The organism is Pseudidiomarina indica (genome assembly GCF_900104245.1).
Taxonomy (GTDB): Bacteria; Pseudomonadota; Gammaproteobacteria; order Enterobacterales; family Alteromonadaceae; genus Pseudidiomarina; species Pseudidiomarina indica.
Window position 1 is genome coordinate 45,085 of the sequence record NZ_FMXN01000003.1, and the last position, 18,745, is coordinate 63,829.

Consider the following 18,745-nt stretch of genomic DNA (forward strand, 5'->3'; position numbering starts at 1 on the left):
GATCTCAGGAAAGCTATGACATTTCAGCGCATACAACCGACCAAATTGTCTGACGTCATCATGGAACGGATTGAGGCCATGATTGTGGACGGCACTTTGAAAGCGGGCACGCGGTTGCCTTCTGAGCGTGATCTTGCCGCGCAGTTTTCGGTCTCTCGACCCAGCCTGCGCGAAGCCATTCAAAAATTGGAAGCGCGGGGACTGGTAGAACGTCGCCAAGGAGGGGGAACCTTCGTTAGCGATAATCTGCAAGAACGTGTCGCGGAACCTTTATTAGAGCTGTTATTGCAGCATCCTGAATCACAGTTCGACTTACTTGAATTTCGCCACGCACTGGAAGGAATTTCTTCCTATTATGCAGCGCTACGAGGCACGCCGCCTGACATCGAAGCCATTCATGGCGCCTTCGCGAAGTTAAAAAAAGAATCCGGCCAAGATCCGGCTGAACAAGCACAGACTTTGATGGATTTTAACCTGCGCATTACCGAGGCCTCCCACAATGTGGTGTTGCTGCACTTAGTGCGTAGTATGCAGGGAATTTTGCAGCGCAATATTCAACAAAACTTGCAGGACCTTGCACATAAAGCAGGGGTGATGCAGCAACTTCATGAACACCGCCGCCACATCGTGGCCGCTATTGCGGCGGGTGAACCTGAGCAGGCGCGAGAGGCGTGCCATCAGTTACTCGCTTACATTGAACATGCGTTGTTAGCCTCGAATCGAGAGCAATCTCGTATTCAACGCTCACTACGCCGAACTCAGCAAGGGTAAGGACAGAAGTATGACCGACCATTTGAACGTAGATATTGATCCGCAAGAAACCCGCGAGTGGTTAGAAGCCCTCGAAGTTGTGTTAGAGGAAGATGGCCCGGAACGAGGTCATTTTCTATTAGAAAACCTGATTGATAAGGCGCGTCGCAGTGGTGCCTACTTACCCTTTACTGCGACCACCGCTTATTTAAATACCATTCCGGCCAGCCAAGAGCCGACCATGCCGGGTAACCGCACCATTGAAGCGCGCATTCGTGCTGCCATTCGTTGGAACGCGTTAGCGATGGTATTACGTGCCTCACAAAAGGAATTGGAATTAGGCGGGCACATTTCCAGCTTTTCGTCATCGGCGATGTTATACGATGTGGGCTTTAACCACTTTTTCCGCGCGGCGACAGAAGAAGGCGGCGGTGACTTTTTATTCATCCAAGGGCACGTTAGCCCAGGAATTTATGCGCGCGCTTTCTTAGAAGGTCGCCTTACGGAAGAGCAGCTGATTAACTTCCGTCAAGAAGTGGGCGGCAATGGCCTGTCATCCTACCCGCATCCTCATTTAATGCCGGAGTTTTGGCAATTCCCAACGGTATCGATGGGCTTAGGACCGATTCAAGCCATTTATCAAGCACGTTACCTGAAATACCTCACGGATCGCGGCATTAAAGATTGCTCGAATCAGCGGGTGTATTGCTTCCTGGGTGATGGTGAAGTGGACGAGCCAGAAAGCTTGGGTGCGATTGGTTTGGCAAGCCGTGAAGGCCTCGACAACCTGACCTTTATTGTCAACTGTAACTTGCAGCGCTTGGATGGCCCAGTGCGCGGCAATGGCAAGATCATTCAAGAACTGGAAGGCACCTTCCGTGGAGCGGGTTGGGAAGTCATCAAGGTGATTTGGGGCCGCTACTGGGATCCGTTATTACACCGTGACACCGACGGCGCCCTTGCTGAGATCATGCAAGAAACCGTTGATGGTGAGTATCAGAACTACAAAGCCAAAGGCGGTGCTTATACACGTGAACACTTCTTTGGTAAGAGCGAAGCCACCAAAGCGATGGTTGCGAACCTCACCGATGAAGACATTTGGCGCCTCAACCGCGGTGGTCACGACCCAATGAAGGTGTATGCAGCGTACGATCGTGCGGTGAACACCAAGGGCCGTCCAACCGTGATTCTAGCCAAAACCGTAAAAGGTTACGGCATGGGTGAAGCGGGTGAAGGGAAAAACATTGCGCACCAAGTGAAGAAAATGGACTTGGATGCGATTAAGCACTTCCGTGATCGTTTTAATATTCCGATCAAAGACGAAGAATTGGCATCGATTCCATTCTATCGCTTCCCAGAAGATAGCGAAGAAATGCAATACATCCGTGAGCGCCGCGAAGCGCTTGGTGGTTACTTGCCAAAACGCCGCAAACAAACCAGTGTTGAGTTGGAAATTCCGTCATTAAAAGCATTCGAAGCCATTACTAAAGGTTCGGGCGAGCGTGAAATTTCTAGCACCATGGCGTTTGTTCGCGTGCTGAATGCGCTGCTTAAAGATAAAAATATTGGGAAGCGAATTGTTCCGATTATTCCTGATGAAGCACGGACATTTGGGATGGAAGGTTTATTCCGCCAAGTAGGAATTTACTCCAGCCAAGGCCAGAAATATGTGCCTCAAGATGCGGACCAAGTTGCCTATTATCGTGAAGATAAGAAAGGCCAGGTGTTGCAAGAAGGGATTAACGAACTCGGTGCAATGGCATCGTGGGTCGCGGCTGCAACAAGTTATTCCACCAACAACGAGCCGATGATTCCATTCTATATTTACTACTCGATGTTCGGTTTCCAGCGCGTAGGCGATTTGGTGTGGGCAGCGGGTGATAGTCATGCACGCGGGTTCTTAGTGGGGGGTACGGCAGGTCGTACAACGTTAAACGGCGAAGGGTTACAGCACCAAGATGGCAGCAGCCATATCCTATTTAACACAGTCCCTAACTGTATTACCTATGATCCGACCTATGGCTACGAAGTGGCCGTGATCGTACAAGATGGTCTCCGTCGCATGTATGGTGACCAAGAGAACGTGTTCTATTACCTCACCGTGATGAACGAAAACTACGTTCAACCGGCGATGCCTGAAGGGGTTGAAGAAGGCATCTTGAAAGGCTTGTACTTGCTTGAAACCCAAACAGCGAAAAATGCTCAAGGCGAAGTACAGTTGTTAGGCTCAGGCACGATTCTGCAACAAGTCCGTAAAGCGGCCACCCTACTCGCCAATGACTTTGGCATTAACGCCAAAGTTTATAGCGCAACGTCATTCAATGAGCTGGCGCGTGATGGCTATGATGTGGAGCGCTACAACATGTTGCATCCTGATGAACAGCCTAAGCAAGCGTACATCACGCAAGTACTAAGCGATGCAAAAGGGCCGACCGTTGCGGCAACCGATTACATGAAGCAATACGCGGACCAAGTTCGTGCATGGGTCCCAACACCTTATAAAGTGTTAGGTACCGATGGGTATGGTCGTTCTGATAGCCGTGAGAATTTGCGCCGTCACTTCGAGGTGAGTGCTGAATACGTGGTCGTTGCTGCGCTCAGCGAGTTGGCCAAAGCAGGCACCATCGATAGCAAAGTGGTCGCGAAAGCGATTGCGGATTACGGCATCGATACCAACAAAATCAACCCATTGTATGCGTAAGCAAGGGCTGCGGAGGTAACCATGGCAGAATTACATGAAGTGAAAGCCCCAGATGTGGGTGGTGATGAAGTTGAAATCATCGAAGTCTTAGTGAGTCAAGGCGACGAAGTGGCCGTTGAGGACTCATTAATCACGGTTGAAACCGATAAAGCAACAATGGATATTCCAGCACCGATCAGTGGTGTGGTTGCTGAATTGAAGGTGAAAGTAGGTGATAAAATTAAAGAGGGCGACTTGATCGCTCTCTTTGAAGCGGCTGCACCAGCAGAGGAAGCAGCTCCTGCAGCGCCTGCAGCGAGTGAGGAACCAGCTCCAGCTCCAGCTGAAGCCGAGGCCGAACCAGAAACAGCAGCGCCAGCTACAGACGTTGCCGCAGCACCCGCAGCAACCGTGAGTGAAACCATTGAAGTGACAGTGCCTGATATCGGCACTGATAGCGAAGTGGATGTCATCGAAGTGTTGGTGAGCGTGGGCGACGAAATCGAGGCCGAAGCAGGTTTAATTACGCTTGAAACGGATAAGGCAACGATGGACGTGCCAAGTCCAGCGGCGGGTGTGGTTGAATCGGTTGCTGTTAAAGTGGGTGATAAAGTTGGCCAAGGGGCGTTGGTGATTACCTTAACCACGCAAGCGACGGCTCCAGCTGCTGCTACAGCGCCTGCGCCGGCAGCTTCCACAGAAACCAACACGGTGAGCGAACCAGCTCCGGTTGAAGCACCACGCAAACCACCGGTTCCTGACCATCCATTGGATAAGAAGGAAAAAGTCGATGGGTTGGCGTATGCATCTCCTGCGGTTCGTCGATTAGCCAATGAGTTTGGGGTCGACTTATTGCAAGTTACCGGAACCGGGCGTAAACAGCGTATTCTTAAGGAAGACGTGCAAGAGTACGTGAAATACGAATTATCGCGTCCGAAAGCCACTGCTGCAGCGGGTGTTGCACAAGGCGCGGGTGGCTTGCAAGTGATTGCCCAACCCAAAGTTGATTTCAGCAAATTTGGGGAAGTGGAAGAAGTTGCCCTCACGCGCATCCAAAAAATCTCAGGTCCTAACTTGCATCGCAACTGGGTCACCATTCCTCATGTGACACAATTTGACGAAGCCGACATCACTGAGATGGAAGCATTCCGCAAGCAAGAAAATGAGTTGCAAGCGAAGAAAAAAGACGGTGTTAAAATCACCCCATTGGTGTTCATTATGAAGGCGGCCGCCAAAGCACTGCGTGAATTCCCAGTGTTTAACTCCTCATTGTCTGAGGATGGCGAACATCTCATTATGAAGAAATATGTTCATATCGGGATTGCGGTCGACACCCCTAACGGTCTCGTGGTTCCGGTGATTCGTGATGTGGACACCAAAGGCATTTATGAGTTATCCGAAGAGTTGGTCGAAATCAGTACCAAAGCTCGTGATGGGAAACTGAAAGCCACCGATATGCAGGGCGGATGTTTCTCTATTTCAAGTCTAGGTGGTATAGGTGGAACGGCATTTACACCGATTGTGAACGCTCCTGAAGTGGCCATCTTAGGCGTTTCGCGGAGTGAAATGAAACCACAATGGAACGGCAGCGAGTTTGTTCCTCGGTTAATGTTGCCATTAAGCTTAAGCTACGACCATCGTGTGATTGACGGCGCGTTGGCGGCACGGTTTAGTGTGTACTTAAGCGCAGTACTCTCAGATATTCGTAAATTGATTCTATAAGTTCAACAAATCGTCGCGGGGCTGTTATAATCAGCCCCAACGTTTTTACCGAATCCAAACGAGGTTGATATGAGCAAAGAAGTGAAGGCCCAAGTTGTCGTTCTTGGTGGCGGCCCAGGTGGTTACTCCGCAGCATTCCGCGCTGCCGATCTAGGTTTAGAGACCGTAATTGTAGAGCGTTATAGCACGTTAGGTGGGGTGTGCTTAAACGTTGGCTGTATCCCTTCCAAAGCATTGTTGCACTTGGCCAAGCATATTGAAGACGCGAAACACACAGGTGCGCAAGGAATTGATTTCGGTGCTCCTAAAATTGACCTCGACAAAATTCGTCAGCACAAAGAAAACGTGATTGGCCAATTAACCGGCGGCTTGTCGCAAATGTCTAAACTGCGCAAAGTGAAAGTGGTCACCGGTGTGGGTGAGTTTGCCAGTGATAAGCAGCTCAAAGTTACCGATAACGATGGTCAAGTGACCGTCGTGAATTTCGAGCACGCAATTATTGCTGCAGGCTCGCAATCAATTAAACTGCCATTTGTGCCACATGATGACGAGCGCGTTTGGGATTCTACCGCAGCTCTTGAACTACGCTATATTCCAGAGCGTATGTTGATTCTAGGTGGCGGTATTATTGGTTTGGAAATGGGCTGTGTTTACAGTGCCTTAGGGGCGAAAGTTGATGTCGTAGAAATGACTGAACAACTGATCCCACCTGCTGATAAAGACATTATTAAAGCTTTCACTAAGTCAATTTCGAAGAAGTTCGACAACATTATGTTGAACACGAAAGCGGCGAAAGTTGAAGCGAAAAAAGATGGCATTTATGTCACTTTTGAAGGCGACAAAGCGCCAGAGAAGCCAGTTAAGTATGATGCCGTTCTCGTGGCGGTAGGTCGTGCACCAAACGGTAACAAAATTGGTGCCGAAAATGCAGGGATTAAGGTATCTGACCGTGGCTTTATTGAAGTGGATAAGCAACAGCGTACCAACGTTAGCAATATCTTCGCCATCGGCGATATTGTTGGCCAACCCATGTTAGCGCACAAAGCTGCTCACGAAGGTCACGTTGCCGCTGAGGTGATTGCGGGTAAGAAGCACTACTTCGATCCAAAATTAATTCCATCCATCGCTTACACAGATCCAGAAGTTGCGTGGGCGGGCTTAACCGAGAAAGAAGCCAAAGCACAAGGCATTGAATACGAAGCAGCGGTATTCCCATGGGCAGCCTCTGGCCGCGCCATCGCACAAGGTGCAACCGACGGTTTCACCAAGCTATTGTTTGACAAAAACAATCGGATTATCGGTGGCGCCATTGTTGGTTCCAATGCCGGTGAATTGTTGGGTGAAATCTGTTTAGCGATTGAAATGGGTTGTGATGCAGAAGACATCGCGTTAACCGTTCATGCGCACCCAACATTGCACGAGTCAATTGGCATGGCTGCGCAAATTTTTGAAGGCAGTATTACCGACCTGCCAAATAAAAAGGCCAACAAAAAGGCGAAGTAATTCAGCCACAAGCCTTAATTTGATGCATCCGTTGATGCATAAAAGCCCAACCTTAGTGTTGGGCTTTTGTTTTTGCGATAAAGAAATAAGCCCATGCGATACATCGCAAAGCTTTTCAGTTGTACCAAGGCGTTACTTGGCTTAAGGTAAGCAAGTGATTATTTCAATGAACAACGGGGAACCCCAATGACTAAATTAAGTACCATAGCCTTGAGCGTTGCGCTGGCCTTAGGTGTCGCTGCTTGCTCACCACAGCAAACTGAACAACAGCAAACGTCAGCCGCTGCTCAGCAAGAGCAACAGCAATTGACTTCAGGATTACGCTTAGACGCCTTTAACACCAATGTTCGCCCACAGGATAACCTGTTCCAATATGTGAATGGCACTTGGTATGACAACACTGAAATGCCTGCGGATAAGTCCCGTATTGGTTCATTCCTTGAATTGCGCGAACTTAACCAGGAGCGCTTACGTGGCTTGATTGAAAAAGCCTCTGCGCAAAATGCTGCGGCAGGCACGAATGAACAAAAAATTGGTGACTTTTTTAACAGCTATATGGACGTTGAGACACTGAATGAGCTGGGGTATCAGCCAATCGCTGACGATTTAGCTGCTATTGCGGCAATTGAAACCCATGACGATGTCGTTGAACGGTTTGCAGAGTTAACCAAAATGGGTGTTGGCGGTCCGTTTGGTTTCTATGTCTACGGCGATAAGAAAAATCCAACCCACAACGGCTTGTACATGTCGCAGTCAGGCTTGAACTTACCTGACCGTGATTATTACTTGAAAGATGATGAAAAGTCGGTCGAAATTCGTGCGGCCTACAAAGCCTACATCCAAGATGTTCTTGACTTAGTTGATTATGCAGACGCAGCCGCCGCTGCCGATGCGGTGTTAGCCCTTGAGACCCAAATTGCTGAGGTGCAGTGGAGCCGCGTTGAAAGTCGTAACGCAGATAAAACTTATAACCCGCAGTCACGGGAAGACATGCGCCAACTGCTGAACACCTTTGATTTCGACCGTTATGCGGAAATTACGGGCATTGATGCAGCCGATGAATACATCGTGTCACAATTGAGCTACTTCGAGAAATTCGGCGAAATGTTCACCGATATTGATGTTGAAACTTGGAAGCATTACCTGACGTTACGTACGGTGAACCGCTACGCGTCACTCCTGAGTGAAGAAATCAGCGATCGTCGCTTCGAGTTCTATGGCAAAGTTCTGAATGGTACACCAGAGCAAGAACCACGCTGGAAGCGCGGGGTTGATGCAACCAACGGTGCGCTGGGTGAAGTTTTAGGCCAAATGTATGTTGAGAAATACTTCCCGCCGGCAGCTAAAAAGCGCATGGAAGAATTGGTCGCGAACTTAATTGAAGCGTACGGCGAATCCATTCAAGAATTGGAGTGGATGTCTCCCGAAACGAAAGAAAAAGCGCTGGAAAAATTAGGCAAGTTCAAGCCGTACGTTGGTTATCCAAGCGAATGGCGCGATTACTCAAAGTTGTCCGTTGATAACAACCTCCTTGACAACGTCAAACGTTCATACGCGTTTGAATACGCCGAGCAAATCGCAGAAATTGGCCAACCAGTGAAAGAAGAAGACTGGGGCATGACACCGCAAACTGTGAATGCGTATTACAGCCCAGTGCGTAATGAAATCGTGTTCCCTGCGGGTATTTTGCAGCCGCCATTCTTTGATATGGAAGCCGAAGATGCGGTGAACTACGGTGGTATCGGTGCAGTGATTGGCCACGAGTTGGGTCATGGATTTGATGACCAGGGTTCAAAATACGATGGTGATGGCAACCTGAATAGCTGGTGGACAGAATCAGACCGTGTTGCATTTGATGAGCGTGGTGCGAAGTTAGCAGCGCAATACTCCAGCTACGAAGTCATTCCAGATGTCTTCATCAACGGCAAGTTAACCTTAGGTGAAAACATTGGTGACTTAGCCGGCTTAACCATCGCGTATCGCGCGTATATTAACTCATTAGACGGTAAACCATCGCCAGTAATGGATGGCTTCACTGGTGAGCAACGCGTGTTCCTTGGTTGGGCACAAGTATGGAAAAACAAATCACGTGATGAGTTTGTCCGTAACCAAGTGTTGAGCGATCCACACTCACCTGCGGACTTCCGTGTGAACGGTACCGTGGTGAACATCCCAGCTTTCTATGAAGCCTTTGATGTGAAGCCAGGCGATAAGTTGTACTTAGCACCGGAAGAGCGCGTGACCATCTGGTAATTCGCACTCGGTGATGACGTAACAAACCCACTGCTAGCGTTTTGTTGGTAGTGGGTTTATACTTTGTGCCATGCGAATACTGATGCTCGTTTGGTTGATGATTGGACTGATGCTGGCGCCGATGGCGATACCGGCCAGTGCCGATGTGCATGATTCACCAACGCTGCAGACGTTACCTACCTTTGACCACCACGAACTTCAATCCAGCCATGATTGCTGTCCGGAAGATGCTCCAGGCATCACCTCTCAGTCGGACCATCAATGCGAACAAGACTGTCTGGATTGCCCCCATTTATGTCATGTCACAGGAAGTGCACTGGTGCGTCATCCAACACCCTTGCTGAACTTATCCCAGACCCTTGCAAGATTGGGGGATAGCGGGAAGCCGGGCAATCATCCTGACGATCAATTACGCCCTCCAATGCTGCTGTAACTTCATGCTAGTAATACGCATCGCGTGATCGCGATGTTCTTTATATTGTCTAGAAGAAACAGGGGTTTACCATGTCAGCAAGAAAGTGGAGTGGTGCCTTATTGGCATTGCTTTTCATAGGGGTGCCAACAACGGTCACTAGCCAACAGCACTCGCACCATCATCAGCCTCAGCATCAGCACGAGCAAACGCAATATATGTGCCCCATGCACCCACAAATTGTGAGTGAGCAGCCTGGAACCTGCCCGATTTGTGGGATGGATCTTGAGTTACAGGGCGGCACCCAACACCAACAAGAAGTTTGGGTGAGCGGTGCGATGCAACAGAATCTCGCTATCCAAACCGAGCCAGTACAAATTGAAACCTTAAGGCCCCAATTAACCAGTGTTGCGCAAATCCAATGGAATGGTAATAGTGCCCATCATATCCACAGTCGCGCCGCAGGATGGATTGAGAAGCTTCATGTGCGCAGTGAAGGAACCCAAGTGACTCTTGGTCAACCTTTGTATGAAATTTATAGCCGTGAATTGGTGGTGGCGCAGCAGGACTTGCTGCAGGCAATACGGAGTAACGCTAGTCAAACGCTGATTCATGATGCCAAGCTACGCTTGCAGTTGTTGGGCTTTGCACCGCAATTAATTGCTGCCTTAGAGCGAGATCAGACCATACGGTATCGGGTGCCAGTCTATGCCAATCATGCGGGTGTCGTTACCGCTATGAATATTGCCCAAGGGATGTATGTCGAGCCTGGGGTTGCCATCATGTCGATTAATGAAATCGATCCCTATTGGGTCATTGCGGATGTTCCTGAACAATATGCAGATTGGTTCTTGAGTGGTGCTCCGGTTCAGCTTGATTTACCGGCAGCTGGGGTTCACCAATACGATACCGTCATCGATTATATCTATCCGCAGCTCGATCCACAGGCACGGACCCAACGGGTACGCATCTTGCTCCCTCATCCCCAAGGGAATTCACAGGTGTTGGTGGGCATGCAAGTGCAAGCAACCTTGTTTGGCGCTCCTCGCGAGCAGGTACTGACAGTGCCGCGCAGTAGTTTGTTGATCACGGGGCATGAGAATCGAGTGATTGTGAAAACAGCGGCGGAGACCTTCGCACAACGTCAAGTTCAGGTCGGCCATATCGTCGGGGAGCGAGCGGAAATTTTGCAGGGGCTTCATCCTGGCGAACAGGTTGTGGTAGCGGGACAGTTTTTGTTGGATTCCGAAGCCACTTTGCTACAAGCACGGTTTGGCTCAACAGCGCAGGAGGCTCCCCATGCTCACGCCCATCATTGAAGGCTCTATTCGCAATCGCGTGGTGGTCCTGATTGCTGCCATCATTGTTGCTTGGCTCGGTTGGCGAGCAATGGTAACAACTCCGTTAGATGCGATTCCTGATTTGTCGGATGTGCAGGTCATTGTCAAAACCAGCTACCCAGGGCAAGCGCCACAGCTGGTAGAAGAGCAAGTGACCTGGCCGCTGGCGAATGTCATGCTGGCCGTTCCTGGGGCAACCGAAGTGAGGGGTTACTCCTTCTTTGGTGATTCCTATCTGTACATTTTATTCGATGATGGGACGGATATTTATTGGGCGCGTAGCCGTGTGTTGGAGTACTTAAATCAGGCGCAGCAGCGGTTACCAGCAGGCGTCACGCCAACCTTAGGCCCTGATGCCAGTGGGGTGGGCTGGATTTATCAATATGTGCTAACGGATCCTACGGGGCAACATGACTTAGGGGCGTTAACAAGTTTGCAGAATTGGTTTCTCAAACAAGAGTTACAAAGCGTGCCCGGAGTTGCTGAAGTTGCCACGGTAGGTGGGATGATTCAAGCGTACCAAGTGGTTGTTGAGCCAGCCCGTTTAAATGCCTATGGGTTAACGCTTAGCCAGATTCGTGATGCGATTCAAACTGCCAACCAAGAAGTTGGGGGCGGTATTGTAGAAATGGCAGAAGCGGAATATATGGTGCGGGGTACCGGTTACCTCCAATCGCTCAATGATCTACGGCAATTGCCGTTGCCGGTCCGCAGTGCGGCAGGGAGCGCTATCACGCTCGAGGACGTCGCAACCATTCGCCGAGGACCAATGAGCCGCCGTGGGATGGCAGAACTCAATGGTGAAGGGGAAGTGGTTGGTGGCATTGTGGTGATGCGCCATGGCGAGAATGCGTTGGCGACTATTGAACGGGTTCAAGCAAAACTTGCTGTTTTGCAACAAGGGCTGCCAGATGGCGTGACGCTAACCACCGTCTATGATCGGTCCCAACTGATTGAGCGCGCAGTGGAAAATCTAGAACAGCAACTCATGAAAGAGATGCTATGGGTTGCAGGCGTTTGTGTGCTCTTTTTATTGCATTTGCGTTCTTCGTTGGTGGCCGTCATAACCTTGCCGTTGGCGGTGTTGATGAGCTTTTTAGTCATGCGCTGGTTAGGTATTAACGCCAATATTATGAGTTTAGGTGGCATTGCGATTGCTATCGGAGCTCTTGTGGATGCTGCCATCGTGATGGTGGAGAACGCCCACAAACACCTTGAGCGCTATGAGCAGCAACATCAGCAACGCCCCCAAGGTGAGGAACATTGGCGGGTTATCCGTGCTGCGGCGAGCGAGGTAGGCCCAACCTTATTCTTATCCTTGCTGATTATTACGTTAAGTTTTTTACCGATTTTCGCGTTTGATCAGCAAGAAGGACGTTTGTTCTCCCCCTTGGCTTATACCAAGACATTTGCGATGGCCGCAGCCGCCTTGTTAGCTGTGACCCTCGTTCCCGTGTTAATGGGATATTGTGTGCGTGGTCGTCTTGTTAGCGAGCAACGAAATCCGTTAACGCGCATGTTGATCACGCTTTACCGCCCGCTGTTGTTGGTGGTATTGCGTTGGCCCAAGCTGACTTTGGTGCTCGCTTTATTTGCTGTGGTGAGCGCTTACTACCCTTGGAGCAAGCTCGGTACCGAGCTGATGCCGACCATGCAAGAAGGGGATTTGTTGTATATGCCCTCAACGCTACCGGGGATAAGTCCTGCGGCTGCGGTGACCTTATTGCAACAAACCGATCGCCTCATCAAGCAAGTTCCGGAAGTGGCGACTGTATTCGGTAAAGTAGGTCGTGCTGACACTGCCACTGATCCGGCGCCATTAACGATGTTAGAAACAACCATTCAATTCAAGCCGAAGTCGCAATGGCGGCCAGCAATGACCATGGAAAAGATCATTGCTGAATTGGATGCGGTGGTCCAAATGCCCGGCGTAACAAATGCATGGGTGCAGCCCATCAAAACCCGTATTGATATGCTGTCGACGGGCCTAAAAACCCCCTTGGGTATCAAAATAGCAGGGCCTGAATTGACTGAAATTCAACGGATTGGCAGTGAGCTAGAGGGGTTAATCAAGCCATTGCCGGGCGTGCAATCTGTCCTCGCGGAGCGGCCCGCCAGCGGTCGTTATATCGAGATTCGCCCTCGGTTGGAAGCAGCGGCCCGTTACGGCATTGATCAAGCAGCAATTCACCGCATGATTCAGTGGGCGATTGGTGGAGGAGTGATTGCTGAAACCATTGAAGGTACAGAGCGTTACCCGATTACATTGCGTTACCCACGGGCCGAGCGTGACCACCTAGCGTCCCTGAAAACATTGCCCATGTTAAGCCACGATGGGGCTTGGGTTACTTTGGAACAAGTTGCTGACATCCAGGTGACCGAAGGTCCTGCCATGATTCGTAGTGAAAATGCGCGTCCCAATGGCTGGGTCTTTGTTGATGTTGCGGAAGGAGTCGCTTTAGGGGATGTCATTCACGCGGCGGAATCCGTGTTGGCTGATTATGTTCTCCCTCCTAAATATAGTCTTGAGTGGTCAGGTCAATATGAGTCCATGCAACGGGTGCAAGGGAAGTTACAGCAGCTAGTTCCGGCAACGCTTGCCGTTATCTTTTTGCTGCTGTATCTAACGTTCCATTCGGTTAAACAGGCTCTGTTGATTTTGACCCTGGTCCCTATGGCGCTTGCTGGTAGCCTTTGGCTCATTTGGGCGTTAGGTTTTCACCTCTCGCTGGCTGTGGTTGTTGGCATGATCGCCCTTGCCGGGGTGGCGGCAGAGTTTGGCGTGATTATGCTGCTTTATTTAAATCAGGCTTGGCGTGATAGCCCGCAAATGAGTATTGCGGACTTGCGGCAAGCGGTTTTAGAAGGGGCAGTACAACGAGTGCGGCCAAAGGCGATGACAGTGATGACTATTATTGCGGGATTATTGCCTATTATGCTCACCGACGGCACCGGTAGTGAGGTTATGCAACGCATTGCTGCCCCGATGATTGGGGGGATGATTGCCGCACCATTGCTGAGTTTATTTTTAATCCCTGCGGTATTTTGGCTCTATCACCAACACCGTTTAGCGAAGCAATAACGCTTAAAGCAGTACCTGCCAGCCTTGTGTAGGTGCTGCTTTTCTTAATTGCTGGTGAATCATATCGGCCAAATCAGGCTTAAGATGATTGATCCAGATTGCTTGGGGCGGTTGAGTGAGTTCGTTGACCAGTTGTAAGCACAACGCTGGGGTCAAATGGTAACTTTTTCGTGCCACGCTTGCTAATTCGTTGGGGAACGAACATTCAAGTACTAAATGATCCGCGCGGTCAAACTCGTTGAGCCGTTTCACCAAGGCGGCAGAATAGCCGGTATCACTCACCCAAAGGGTTGTTTGTTGGTCTTTCACAATGGCAAAACCCAAGGTTGGCACACCGTGGTGTGTGAGAAACGGAGTGAAGGTGACGCCAGCGATGGTTATCGCGGTATCGGGCTGGAGTTCATGCCAGCGAATCACAGGGGCATCATTGGGTTGTGTTTGCTCAAAATCAGGCCAAATTTGCCAATTAAAGACATGTTGCCGCAGCGAGAGGATGGTATCGGGGTGCGCATAAATGGTCACCGGATCCTTGGCTGATGTGGTGGCTGCGAGCATGGCCAACAATTGTGGCAAACAGCAAATATGATCGCTATGGCTATGCGTCAGAACAATATTCCGAATCCGTTGCAATGATTTTAACGGCAATTGCATGAGTCCTGTTCCTGCATCGAGGATCAGCTGGTTATTGATTTGTACACAAATACTGCCAGTGAGACCGCCCAGACCACCACTGGCTCCTAATACCGTTAAATTCATTTTACTCGCATCACCACGGCGTACATGATGGGCACCACCACCAAGGTCAACAGGGTGGCAAAGCCTAGTCCAAACATAATTACGACCGCCATACTGACAAAGAATTCATCAAACAACAACGGTGCCATGCCAACAATTGTTGTGGCGGCCGCCATGGTCACTGGGCGTACCCGTGACACGGAGGCATCCAGCAATGCTTGTAGAGCGTTCTTTCCGGCATGCAACTCTGCCCGCACCTGTTCGAGTAATACCACCCCATTTTTAATCAGCATGCCCGATAAGCTCAGGAATCCCAGTAATGCCATAAAGCCAAATGGCTGCTGCGTGATGATTAAGCCAAAGGTCACGCCAATTAAACTGAGTGGCACTGCCGTCCATAAGACAAATGCTTGGCGGATTGAGCTAAATAACAGCACGGTAATAATAAACATGACCATAAATGCGACCGGCAAGGCATCAAACACGGCTTTGGTCGCCTTCTGTGAAGCTTCCAGTTCACCCCCCCAGTGCAGCTCATAGCCCAAGGGGAGCGGAATGGCTTCAATGTCGGCTCGAACACGTGCGAGCACCATGCTTGCTGTTTCATTCCCAAAAATATCGTGGTCCGCCATGACCGTGAGCGTTCGCTTCCGATCGCGGCGAATAATCAGGTGGTCTTCTGCTTGTAACTGAATGTCTTGGACCACTTGGCCGAGCGGAATCGAGCGTTGCAATACGGAGCTATAAACTTGCAGTTCTTGCCAGTTATCAATATCTTGGCGCTCAGCAAGCGGGGCGCGCATCACAATGGGGAGTAACTCGGTGCCATCGCGATACACCCCAACGGTTTGGCCACTGAAGTTACGCTGTAAGACGCTATCAATGTCCGCTTTTGTCACTCCCAGTCGGCGGGCGGCGGCTTCATTAAACTGAGGCTGCAACACCTTGGTACGCTGGCGCCAATTATCACGTAAATTACGGACGCCACTGTCAGCGGCGAGGATTGCATGGGCCTGTGCCGCCAGTTGCCGTAAGACGACGGGGTCGGGGCCGCTAAACCGCGCTTCAATCTTAGCTGCTTGCGTCGGCCCTAATTCCAGAGGCTTCATTTGATATTCCACGTCAGGCTGACGTTGCTGAATAAAGGTCTCAAAATCTTGCAACACTGCACGCATTTGTTCGGTCGTCGCGGTACGAACGATGAGTTGGGCATAGCTTTCGTACGCTTTTTCGACCATGTAGGTTAACGTAAAGCGCGGCCCCCCTTGGCCAATGGTGCTGGCAACATAATCAATGCCATAGTCTGCCTCGTGAGCCGTTAAATAATCTTCTAACTCTCGCAGTTGGGTTGCCGTGGCTCGAATATCTGTGCCTTGCGGGTACCAGATATCAATAAAGGCCATCGGCGTGGTACTCGGAGGGAAAAACGACTGTTTGATGGTCGTGAACCCAAATCCGGCCGCAATTAACAAGGCAAGCAGGACGGTCAGCGTGGTTTTGCGCCAGTGGAGGAACCATTGCAGTAATCGCCGATAGCCTTGAAAAATCCAGTGGTCATACACATCGTCAGTATCAGTCGGCTGTTCTCGTGCTGTGCGTGCTCGTGCATCCTTGCGAAAGAGAATGTTTCCTAAGAAAGGCGTGAGCGTGATGGCGGTGAACCAGCTTAGTAGGAGCGAAATAAACAGCACCCAAAACAAGGAATTGGCATATTCACCGCTGGCATCACTGGATAAACCAATGGGGGCAAAGGCAATGATGGCGATGGCGGTGGCACCGAGTAAAGGCCAAAGATTCTGCTGCACCACAGTGCTGGCGGCTTGAATCCGGGATAGCCCGCGACGTACACCGACCAGCATACCTTCGGCAATCACAATGGCATTATCAACCAGCATCCCGAGCGCGATAATTAAGGCACCCAGCGACACGCGTTGCAATTGAATACCCATGGCGGACATAAAAATAAAGCTTCCGAGTACGGTGACCAGCAACACCCCCCCAATCAAAATGCCCGAGCGGAGCCCCATGGTGAGCAGCAGCACCAGCACCACAATCACCACTGCTTCAACTAAGTTGAGTAAAAAGCTATTGACCGAGGCCTGTACTTCGTTCGGCTGGTTGTAAAGCTCGGTCATTGTCATTCCCACCGGCTGGGCATAGCGTAACTCTTGAATGCGCTGTTGAACTCGCGCGCCCACCTCAACCACGTTCACGTTTTCCGCAAATGACACTGCCAGCCAAAGGGAATCGTCGCCATTAAAGCGCACAATATGGGAGGGGATTTCCTGAAATTCCCGAGTCACTGTGGCGACGTCCCGCAGCAAAATACGTTCGTCAGCGCCGGGGTTGCTGATAATTAAGTCAGCCAGTTCAGACACGCTACTAAATTCGCCGCTGGTTTGGAGACGGATGCGCTCATGACCGAGCATAAACCGACCTGCATCAGTGACGGCATTTTGGGTTTGCAATAAATTCATAACTTGTTGCGGTGGAATGCCAAAATTGGCGAGCTTCGAACGGGAAACTTCGACCACCACCTGGGGTTGCTGCTTCCCCACCACGGTCACTTTGCCGACGCCAGGCACTAAGACCAATTCTCGCCGCATGTAATCTGCATAATCGGCGATATCTTGATAACTGTAGCCTGCGCCTGTCACCGCAAAGGTCATGCCGAACACATCAGAGAAGTCATCTTTGACCATGGGGTCAGCGCTACCGGGAGGAAGGAATTTACGCGTGTCATTCACTTTACGTCGGAGTTCATCCCACACTTGGGGCATTTGGTGCTTCCGCAAGGTGGCATGCATTTCGACCGTGATTTGGCTTAACCCGGGCTGCGAAATGGAGGTAACAAAGTCCACGTAAGGAAGTTCTTGAATCGCGTTTTCTAGCCGATAAGTGACTTCTTCTTCAACCTGCTGACTCGTCGCGCCAGGATATTGCGTGATCACCATGGCTTGTTTAAGCGTAAATTCTGGATCTTCTAAGCGTCCCATTTGCAGCAGGGTGAACGTTCCACCCACCAATAAAATTAACAGCAACAACCAACTGGTAGTGGTACGCTTCATGAAATAGCGAGCAATTTTCATTATAAGCCTCGCTCTTTAAGCCATGGGCGAACTTGTTGTTGGTCTGTCAGCGCATGGACTCCAGCGACCACAATTTGCTCACCTGCCTGTAATCCTGCACTGATTTCAGCCCCCTTGTTGGTGATGGCATGCACGGTAACGGCGCGCAGACTGACGCGCTGATTGCTTGGGTTATAAACCCATACCGAATAACTCTCTGAAGGTGCCTGGTGCGTTGGCGAGAACAATGCCGAAGCAGGCACCAACTGCGTGAGCTGGCTTGCGGAAGCGGCAAGATTGGCGCCGATCATCACAGTGGCAGACATGCCAGGCAAAATATTGACGTCGCTGGGGGTTGGTAGTGTAAAAACAACGCGATAGGTATTGGTTGCTGGATCAGCGGTGCTGTCCCACTCTTTCAGTCGCGCGGTAAAAGATCGCTCTGGAAGCGCTGGGAAAATGACTTCGGGTTGATAATCTACTTGGCGCTGTACCCGTGCAAAAAGTGTCTCAGGGACACGAATACTGACATCAATGGCGTCATCCAATTGCAAGGTAGCAATCGGCCGTTGGGGTTGGACGGTTTCAAATTGTTCGACCAAAACATTTGCAATGGTGCCCGCAAAGGGGGCGCGCAACTCGGTGTAACGCAAATTGGCGCGGGCAGTTTCCAAGTTCGCCCGAGCGATTTCAAGGTTGGATTTAACTTCGTCAAATTGTTGCGGCGAAATAACGCCTTCGGTGACTAAGTTGTAAGTCCGTTGGTATTGCGCTTCGGCAAGGTTGAAGCGAGCGGTTGCTTGATCCACCACCAGTTGATAGTCGGTTGGATCGAGTTGCGCAATGAGCTCACCGGGCTCGACTTGGACGCCGGGTTTGGCAGGGAAGGCAATAATTTCTCCCCCTACGCGGAATGCCAGTTGTGCCACTTTGGCAGCTTCAACAACGGCCGGAAATTGGCGAACTAAAGGTTCATCCGCGGCGCCCACCGTATAGAGCTTTACCGGTTGAACCAGCGGTTCGTGGGGCGCTAACTCCGAGCGTTCGCCGCATCCACTGATTGCCAGTGACAAGGTTAACGTTGCAGTACCGATTAAAATATAACGTCGAAGATGCATGCAGTACTCCTTGGAATAAGAACTCGTGTTAAACCGATCACTGAAATTTTCGTCAACTGATTGAGTCGTTCATTGCTTTAGT

10 protein-coding genes and 1 pseudogene are annotated in these 18,745 nt (G+C 50.4%); 8 read left to right on the forward strand and 3 right to left on the reverse strand.

Translation table 11 applies throughout. The features are described 5' to 3' along the window. Nucleotides 1-15 precede the first annotated feature (15 nt). The 8 genes and pseudogenes from pdhR to BLP64_RS03535 all read left to right on the forward strand — a co-directional run bounded on the left by pdhR (nt 16) and on the right by BLP64_RS03535 (nt 13,742). The gene (gene pdhR, locus BLP64_RS03500; RefSeq protein ID WP_092591805.1) at nt 16-771 is read left to right on the forward strand and encodes a pyruvate dehydrogenase complex transcriptional repressor PdhR; all 756 of its coding nucleotides are present in this window, start codon (nt 16-18) and stop codon (nt 769-771) included. A gap of 10 nt (nt 772-781) precedes the next feature. Beyond that, nucleotides 782-3,451 carry a pyruvate dehydrogenase (acetyl-transferring), homodimeric type gene (aceE, locus tag BLP64_RS03505; RefSeq protein ID WP_092591806.1) on the forward strand — a complete coding sequence of 890 codons (2,670 nt, stop codon included), beginning with the start codon at nt 782-784 and terminating at the stop codon, nt 3,449-3,451. A gap of 6 nt (nt 3,452-3,457) precedes the next feature. Further along, nucleotides 3,458-5,152 (forward strand): annotated as a pseudogene (aceF, locus tag BLP64_RS03510) (dihydrolipoyllysine-residue acetyltransferase); the annotation flags it as partial. 69 nt (nt 5,153-5,221) lie between these two features. Further along, entirely contained in the window at nt 5,222-6,655 is a 1,434-nt protein-coding gene (gene lpdA / locus BLP64_RS03515; RefSeq protein ID WP_092591810.1) for a dihydrolipoyl dehydrogenase, read from the forward strand. Nucleotides 6,656-6,841: 186 nt separating this feature from the next. Beyond that, entirely contained in the window at nt 6,842-8,908 is a 2,067-nt protein-coding gene (locus BLP64_RS03520; protein ID WP_092591812.1) for a M13 family metallopeptidase, read from the forward strand. A gap of 82 nt (nt 8,909-8,990) precedes the next feature. Next, nucleotides 8,991-9,341 carry a hypothetical protein gene (locus BLP64_RS03525; RefSeq protein ID WP_092591814.1) on the forward strand — a complete coding sequence of 117 codons (351 nt, stop codon included), beginning with the start codon at nt 8,991-8,993 and terminating at the stop codon, nt 9,339-9,341. A 71-nt stretch (nt 9,342-9,412) separates the two neighbouring features. Beyond that, a complete protein-coding gene (locus tag BLP64_RS03530) occupies nt 9,413-10,639 on the forward strand; it encodes an efflux RND transporter periplasmic adaptor subunit (protein ID WP_092591816.1) in 1,227 nt (408 codons plus the stop codon). Continuing rightward, nucleotides 10,620-13,742, forward strand: coding sequence for an efflux RND transporter permease subunit (locus tag BLP64_RS03535; RefSeq protein WP_092591818.1), 3,123 nt, complete (start codon nt 10,620-10,622; stop codon nt 13,740-13,742). Before BLP64_RS03530 ends, BLP64_RS03535 begins: the two co-directional genes overlap by 20 nt. A 3-nt stretch (nt 13,743-13,745) precedes the next feature. Here the strand turns inward: BLP64_RS03535 and BLP64_RS03540 are convergent, their stop codons facing one another. From BLP64_RS03540 to BLP64_RS03550, 3 genes are read right to left on the reverse strand one after another with little or no spacing between them, the layout of a single operon-like run. Continuing rightward, nucleotides 13,746-14,498 carry an MBL fold metallo-hydrolase gene (locus tag BLP64_RS03540; protein WP_092591820.1) on the reverse strand — a complete coding sequence of 251 codons (753 nt, stop codon included), beginning with the start codon at nt 14,496-14,498 and terminating at the stop codon, nt 13,746-13,748. Then, on the reverse strand, nt 14,495-17,566 hold the full coding sequence (locus BLP64_RS03545; protein ID WP_092591822.1) for an efflux RND transporter permease subunit: 3,072 nt from the start codon (nt 17,564-17,566) through the stop codon (nt 14,495-14,497). Before BLP64_RS03545 ends, BLP64_RS03540 begins: the two co-directional genes overlap by 4 nt. Then, nucleotides 17,566-18,663 (reverse strand): efflux RND transporter periplasmic adaptor subunit, encoded by a 1,098-nt coding sequence (locus BLP64_RS03550; protein WP_092591824.1) that lies wholly within the window; start codon nt 18,661-18,663, stop codon nt 17,566-17,568. Before BLP64_RS03550 ends, BLP64_RS03545 begins: the two co-directional genes overlap by 1 nt. Nucleotides 18,664-18,745: the final 82 nt, after the last annotated feature.

What these genes read in the sequence shown, in the direction of transcription:
- BLP64_RS03530 (WP_092591816.1), top strand. Translation starts at nt 9,413, where the DNA reads ATGTCAGCAAGAAAGTGGAGTGGTGCCTTATTGGCATTGCTTTTCATA.
- BLP64_RS03540 (WP_092591820.1), bottom strand. Translation starts at nt 14,498, where the DNA reads ATGAATTTAACGGTATTAGGAGCCAGTGGTGGTCTGGGCGGTCTCACT.
- BLP64_RS03550 (WP_092591824.1), bottom strand. Translation starts at nt 18,663, where the DNA reads ATGCATCTTCGACGTTATATTTTAATCGGTACTGCAACGTTAACCTTG.
- BLP64_RS03520 (WP_092591812.1), top strand. Translation starts at nt 6,842, where the DNA reads ATGACTAAATTAAGTACCATAGCCTTGAGCGTTGCGCTGGCCTTAGGT.
- BLP64_RS03525 (WP_092591814.1), top strand. Translation starts at nt 8,991, where the DNA reads ATGCTCGTTTGGTTGATGATTGGACTGATGCTGGCGCCGATGGCGATA.
- BLP64_RS03535 (WP_092591818.1), top strand. Translation starts at nt 10,620, where the DNA reads ATGCTCACGCCCATCATTGAAGGCTCTATTCGCAATCGCGTGGTGGTC.
- BLP64_RS03545 (WP_092591822.1), bottom strand. Translation starts at nt 17,566, where the DNA reads ATGAAAATTGCTCGCTATTTCATGAAGCGTACCACTACCAGTTGGTTG.
- aceE (WP_092591806.1), top strand. Translation starts at nt 782, where the DNA reads ATGACCGACCATTTGAACGTAGATATTGATCCGCAAGAAACCCGCGAG.
- lpdA (WP_092591810.1), top strand. Translation starts at nt 5,222, where the DNA reads ATGAGCAAAGAAGTGAAGGCCCAAGTTGTCGTTCTTGGTGGCGGCCCA.
- pdhR (WP_092591805.1), top strand. Translation starts at nt 16, where the DNA reads ATGACATTTCAGCGCATACAACCGACCAAATTGTCTGACGTCATCATG.